Source organism: Actinomadura sp. BRA 177 (assembly GCF_013372625.1).
GTDB lineage: Bacteria > Actinomycetota > Actinomycetes > Streptosporangiales > Streptosporangiaceae > Spirillospora.
On sequence record NZ_JABXFD010000279.1, the window covers coordinates 1 to 5789 of the forward strand.

The following is a 5789-nucleotide window of genomic DNA, read 5'->3' on the forward strand; positions in this document are numbered from 1 at the left end:
GGCGCGGCCGTCGCGGCGGCCGAGGATGCGGCGGGGGACGATGAGGGTGGAGTCGGGGGATTTGGGGTCGAAGCCGAAGGAGCCGAAGGCGACGGGCCCGGAGCCGGGGACGGTGACGGGGTCGTCGACGGCGGCGGCGCCGAACAGGTCGCGCAGGAGGCGGGCGGCTTCGGTGAAGCGGTCGTGGCCGCCGGGGAGGGTGAGGCGGGCGGCCTCGCCCCAGCCGACGATGCCTTCGCCGTGGCGGATCCAGGCGAGTGCGGAGGGGTGCGGGAGCCGCGCGATGAGGTCGCCCGGGTCGGGGACCGGGACGGTGCGGACGGTGAGTCGGTCCGGTGCTGTCACGGCGAGCTTCACACGGGCCACTGTACGCCAGATTTGAACCTGTTCAAACGGGCGGGGCGGGGGCGGGTGGTGAGGTGTGGATCACATGCGGGCGTGCCGCGGTCGGGTTCGCGGGTGTCCCGCATGGGGGCGTATGCCCGTCCGTCCCGTCCCCATGCGCGGGGACGGGACGGACGCGAGCGGTTCCCGGGGGGTCAGCGGCGGGCGGCGCCGGTGAGCTTCCAGGCGGCGGGCAGCAGCCCGGCGGCCAGCAGCACCTTGAGGGCGTCGCCGGCCAGGAACGGCGTCATGCCGAGGTCGACGGCCTTGGCGAGGTCGACGTGCAGGGCGGCCATCAGGTAGGGGACGCCGGCGGCGTACATGATGGCGGTGCCGATGAGCATGGTGCCGACGGTGCGCAGCGGGGTGCGGTCGCCGCCGCGCTGGGCGAGGCCGCCGACGACGGCGGCGGCTGCGACGAACCCGATGACGTAGCCGAGGGTGGGGAACCCGGCGCCGGAGGTGCCGTCGGTGAACCAGGGGACGCCGGCCATGCCGGCGAGCAGGTAGACGAGCATGCCGAGGGCGGCGCGGCCGGTGCCGAGGGCGGCGCCGGCGAGCAGCACGGCGAAGGTCTGCCCGGTGACGGGGACCGGGGTGCCGGGCAGCGGGACGGCGATCTGCGCGGCGACGCCGACGAACGCGGCGGCGCCGAGCACGAGGGCGGCGTCGCGGGCCAGGGAACCGGGCAGCAGGTCGCCCAGGACGGCGGGGCGCCGCTGGGTTGCGTGGGCAGTAGCCACAGATCCTCCCAAAAAGGTTTTGTCAGGTCGAAACCTAGCGAACGGGCAGTCGGGGGTGGATCAGGTGGGCTACAGAAACGGCCCGCCCCGCTTTGTAGGGGCCGGTCACCGGGCCGGTCACCGGGCCGGGTCCGCGGCGAGGTAGATGACGTCGGGTTCGCCGCGCGGCACCGGCACGGGCCGGGCGTCCACCCGTCCGAACCGGGCGCGCAGCAGTGCTTCGAAGGCGGGTGCGGCGCCGGCGCTCCACACCGCGAGGACGCCGCGCGGGGTGAGCAGCCGGGTGAGCAGCCGGGTGAGCAGCCGGGTGAGCAGCCGGGTGAGCAGGTCCAGGCCGGCGGGGGCGTAGAGGCGGGCGTTGCCGGGGGTGACGGTCCAGTCGGGGCCGTTGTCGATGTCCAGGCACAGGGCGTCGAAGCGGCCGGCGGCGGGGTCGGCGACGGCGTCGAGGAGGTCGGCGCGGCGGACGGTGACGCGGGGGTCGGCGAGCGCGCCGCGCGACCAGGGCCGCAGGTGCGCGGCGTGCCAGGCGATGACGGCGGGTTCGCGTTCGACGACGGTGACGTGCGTCACGGCGGGCAGGGTGAGGGCCTCGGCGAGGGAGAACCCGACGCCGAGCCCGCCGATGAGCAGCCGCACGGGCCCGTCCAGTCCCTGCCCGTTGAGTCCCCGTACCGCGGCGCGGACCAGGAGCCGCTCGGATTCGCCGTTGCGGGTGTCCATGAGGAACACGCCGTTGCTGATGATCTCGTAGTCGGCGCCGGCGCGGCGCAGCACGAGTTCGCCGCCGACGCCGGCGGCGCGCTCGACGACCACCGGTTCCCCGGCCGCGGCGGTTCCCATGCCCCGCACCTTAGCCGCCCCTCTGGCTGGGGCGGGGCGGTGTCGGCTACGGTGCCGGTCATGCCCGAACCTGCTTCGCCCGGCGGCCTGCTGGCCGGGCGCCGGATCCTGGTCGTCGGCGCGGGGACGCGGCCCAGCGACGATCCCGCCGCCCCGGTCGGCAACGGCCGCGCGATCGCGGTGACCGCCGCGCGGGAGGGCGCGATGGTGGCGTGCGCGGACGTCGACGGGGACGCCGCGGGGGAGACCGCCGAGATGATCGCGGCGGAGGGCGGGCGGGCGTGCACGGTGGTCGCGGACGTGACGGACCCGGCGTCGTGCGACCGCGTGGTGACGCAGGCGGCGGAGGGGCTGCGCGGGCTGGACGGGGTGGTGTTCAACGCCGGGATCGGGATCGGGTACGGGCTGGCGGGGACGGCGCTGGCCGACTGGGACCGCGTCCTGCACGTGAACCTGCGGGCGCCGTTCCTGGTCGGCAAGGCCGCGATGCCGACGCTGGACGCCGGCGGGTCGCTGGTGTTCATCGGGTCGCTCGCCGGGACGAAGCCGGGGTCGCGGTCGCCGTCCTATGACGCGTCCAAGGCGGGGTTGACGGGGCTGGTGCGGCACATCGCGGCGGAGGGCGCGCCGCGCGGGGTCCGCGCGAACGTGGTGGCGCCGGGCCTGATCGACACGGTGATGGGGCGGGACGCCTCGTCCGGCAACGCCTCCCGCGACCAGGTGGCGCGCCTGATCCCGATGCATCGGCAGGGGACCGCGTGGGAGGTCGCCGACGTGGCGGTGTTCCTGCTGTCGGACCGCGCGTCGTATGTGACCGGGCAGGTCCTGCACGTCGACGGGGGTCTTTCCACCCTGCGCTGAAACCGGGTGGTGCGGGCGGGCCGCGCCGCTCTACGGTGGCGTCCGTGGACGATCGTGTGCGGCTGCGGCCCGTCGCCGAGGACGATCTGCCGTTCATCGAGCGGCTCCGCACCGACCCGGGGCTGGCGGGGCCGTTCCTGTGGGAGGGGTGGTTCGATCCGCGGCGGTTCCGGCGGCGCTGGGAGGCCGACGGGATGCTCGGCGAGGACACCGGGAACCTGCTGGTCGTCGCGGGCGCGGACCGGCTCGGGCTGGTGTCCTACCGGCGGGTGACGACGACGGCGCGGTCGTGGTGCTGGAGCATCGGGATCACGCTGATGCCCGAGGCGCGCGGCCGGGGTGCGGGGACCCGCGCGCAGCGGTTGCTGGCGGAGTACCTGTTCGCGCACACGACCGCGCACCGGATCCAGGCCGAGACCGACGTGGACAACGCCGCCGAGCAGCGCGCGCTGGAGAAGGCGGAGTTCACCCGCGAGGGTGTGATGCGCGGGTGGAGTTTCCTGGGCGGCCGGTACCACGATGAGGTGCTGTACAGCCTTCTGCGGAGTGACGGGGAACACCCCTTCCCCTCCGATGGTTACGGTGTAACGATGTAATCATCCGGGAGGTGCCATGGAAGAGCCGCTGGACGCCTACTCCCGCGTGGTGTCGGCCGTGGCGCGGGAGCTGACCCCGCGCGTGGCGGCGCTGCGCGTCCGGCACGGCCGCGGCGAGGGCTCCGGTTCGGCCGTGGCGTTCACCGGCGACGGGTTCCTGCTGACCAACGCCCACGTCGTGGGCCGCGCCTCGTCCGGGCACGCCGCGTTCGCCGGCGGCGCGGTCGCCGACGTCGCCGTCGTCGGCACCGACCCCCTGTCGGACCTGGCCGTGGTGCGCGCCGACGGGCCCGTCCCAGACCCGGTCACCCTCGGCGACGCCGACGCGCTGGTCGTCGGGCAGCTCGTCGTCGCCGTCGGCAACCCGCTCGGCCTGGCCGGGTCGGTCACCGCCGGGGTGGTGTCGGCGCTCGGCCGGTCGCTGCCGGCGTCGCAGCCCACCCGCACCGGTACCGCGGTCCGCGTCATCGAGGACGTCATCCAGACCGACGCCGCACTGAGCCCGGGCAATTCCGGGGGCGCGCTCGCCGACTCGTCCGGCCGCGTCGTCGGCGTCGCGACCGCCGTCGCCGGGATCGGGCTGGGCCTGGCCGTCCCGATCAACGCCACGACGCGCCGCATCATCGCCGCGCTGATCCGCGACGGCCGCGTCCGCCGCGCGTTCCTCGGGCTGGCCGCCGCGCCCGTCCCCGTCCCGGCGCAGCTGCGGGAGCGCACCGGGCAGGACGACGCGCTGCGCGTCGCCGAGGTCGTGCCCGGCAGCCCCGCCGACCGCGCCGGGCTGCGCCGCGGCGACCTGGTCCTCACCGCCGGCGGCGCCCCCGTCTCGCACGCCCAGTCCCTGCAGCGGCTGATGTTCGCCGACGCCATCGGCCGCCCGCTCCCCATCACCGTCCTGCGCAACGGCGCCATGGTCGACGTCATCGCCGAGCCGACCGAACTGAACCCCGAACCAGCCTGACCCCCGCGCCCCGCAGTGCTACGGCCGCTGCGGGGACGCGCCCGCGACGACGCCGTCGGCGATGACGTCGCCCGTACCGGTGACGGCGGTGTACAGGATGGCCTTGAGCCCCAGCGGGACGACCGACGCGATCTTGAGTGGGGCGTCGCCCTTCATGGCCATGCCTGCGATGGACATCTTCCGGGTGATGGCCGGGTCGATGGAGTGGAAGAACCGCATCCGTTCACGGAGGCCTCCATCGAGTCGGATCACCGACACCGGCAGGTTGGCGGGCGTCCGCGGCTCCTCGCGCACCGAGCGGAAGCCGAAATGGCGCAGGCAGCCTTCCGTCATGCGCAGAATCTGCTGATCGGAATTCGATATCCGCAGGATCCCCCTGCTGCAAGAACCCTCCGCATCGAATATTCCGGCCAGGAAACCCTTCCGCCACTCCTCCCGCAGCACCAGCGCGGGCCACTTGATCAGGACCTCGACCTGCCCGACGGCGGCCCCGCTGTGGGCGCGGATGGCGTCCATCCGCCGCCTCCGCCCGGTGGCCTCGGAAAAGGTGAACTCCCGGGTGTGAACGCCGAAGCCGTCGAGGTAGCGCCGGCTCCTCTGCAGCGCTTCGAGATCGGCCAACGCCAGCCGAAAGAGATGTACGACGGCGTAGGGCCTGCCGGGCCGGCCCTGCGGATAATGGCCGATCGTGCCATCCCCGCGCACCATTCCGCAAAGGTAGCCTTTACGGTAGTCGCGGTCCCGCTCGGGATGTGCGGCGAAATGACCGACACCCATCAGGCTGTTGCCGGTGGTGAGGTGCGGCCGTCTCCGGGCGCCCTGTTCGGCCCCGGTGACGTGCTTCCAGCCGCGGTCGCTGAGCATGCGCTGATCCCCGCCGAGTGTGAGCCGCGTGCCGTCCTCCAGTGCCACCAGGAACGCGGTGCTGAACACTTCCCGATGCCGAACGACCTCTGTGATCACGTACCGCCGGTAGCGGCCCTCCAGCCGGGTTCCGTAGACCCGGTCGCCGGGACGCAGCGAGTGCAGGGGCCTTGTGCGGCCGTCCGCCATGAGGATCGGCGTGCGCCCGTCGAGTCCCTGATCGCCGGGCACGGGGGCTCCGCCGGTCCCGTCGGGCTCCCCGGATCCTGTGTGCACGACCCCTCCCTCGAACACGCTGACGATTCACTTCGACACGGAGAGTATTGAGCGTGTGTTCGAAGATCGCAAGGCGGGGACCGGGGGAAATGGGACGGTGGGGGATTACATGGCGTTGGTGTTCTGGCCCGAGCATGGCAACGGGTGCGTAACAATGGGCCGCTATGGCTACGCGATCCAGGGTTCGGGCAGTGGTGGCGGCGGTGACGGCAGGGGTGTCGGCGGGCGCGCTCGCCGAACGCGGGGATGCCGCACGCGGCG

6 protein-coding genes and 1 pseudogene are annotated in these 5789 nt (G+C 73.9%); 3 read left to right on the forward strand and 4 right to left on the reverse strand.

What is annotated here, in order from left to right:
- The 3 genes and pseudogenes from HUX53_RS12355 to HUX53_RS12365 all read right to left on the reverse strand — a co-directional run.
- Positions 1-357 (reverse strand): annotated as a pseudogene (locus HUX53_RS12355) (isochorismate synthase); the annotation flags it as partial.
- Between the two features lie 182 nt (positions 358-539).
- Positions 540-1127, reverse strand: a complete 588-nt coding sequence (locus tag HUX53_RS12360; protein WP_176403315.1) for a biotin transporter BioY — start codon at positions 1125-1127, stop codon at positions 540-542.
- 117 nt (positions 1128-1244) lie between these two features.
- On the reverse strand, positions 1245-1970 hold the full coding sequence (locus tag HUX53_RS12365; protein ID WP_176403316.1) for a spermidine synthase: 726 nt from the start codon (positions 1968-1970) through the stop codon (positions 1245-1247).
- 60 nt (positions 1971-2030) lie between these two features.
- On the opposite strand from HUX53_RS12365, the gene HUX53_RS12370 reads away from it, so the two are divergent.
- Genes HUX53_RS12370 through HUX53_RS12380 form a run of 3 tightly spaced genes read left to right on the forward strand, consistent with a single transcriptional unit; the run spans position 2031 to position 4388 of the window.
- Positions 2031-2831: an SDR family NAD(P)-dependent oxidoreductase gene (locus HUX53_RS12370; protein WP_176403317.1), complete on the forward strand. Its 801-nt coding sequence runs from the start codon at positions 2031-2033 to the stop codon at positions 2829-2831.
- A 44-nt stretch (positions 2832-2875) separates the two neighbouring features.
- A complete protein-coding gene (locus HUX53_RS12375) occupies positions 2876-3427 on the forward strand; it encodes a GNAT family N-acetyltransferase (RefSeq protein ID WP_176403318.1) in 552 nt (183 codons plus the stop codon).
- 16 nt (positions 3428-3443) lie between these two features.
- The gene (locus HUX53_RS12380) at positions 3444-4388 is read left to right on the forward strand and encodes a S1C family serine protease (protein WP_176403319.1); all 945 of its coding nucleotides are present in this window, start codon (positions 3444-3446) and stop codon (positions 4386-4388) included.
- Between the two features lie 18 nt (positions 4389-4406).
- On the opposite strand, the gene HUX53_RS42500 is transcribed toward HUX53_RS12380, so the two are convergent.
- The gene (locus HUX53_RS42500) at positions 4407-5483 is read right to left on the reverse strand and encodes an LAGLIDADG family homing endonuclease (protein ID WP_176403320.1); all 1077 of its coding nucleotides are present in this window, start codon (positions 5481-5483) and stop codon (positions 4407-4409) included.
- Positions 5484-5789: the final 306 nt, after the last annotated feature.

Bases quoted from the DNA above. Each gene is read 5' to 3' on its own strand.
- HUX53_RS12365 (WP_176403316.1), bottom strand. From the start codon at position 1,970: ATGGGAACCGCCGCGGCCGGGGAACCGGTGGTCGTCGAGCGCGCCGCC.
- HUX53_RS12380 (WP_176403319.1), top strand. From the start codon at position 3,444: ATGGAAGAGCCGCTGGACGCCTACTCCCGCGTGGTGTCGGCCGTGGCG.
- HUX53_RS12370 (WP_176403317.1), top strand. From the start codon at position 2,031: ATGCCCGAACCTGCTTCGCCCGGCGGCCTGCTGGCCGGGCGCCGGATC.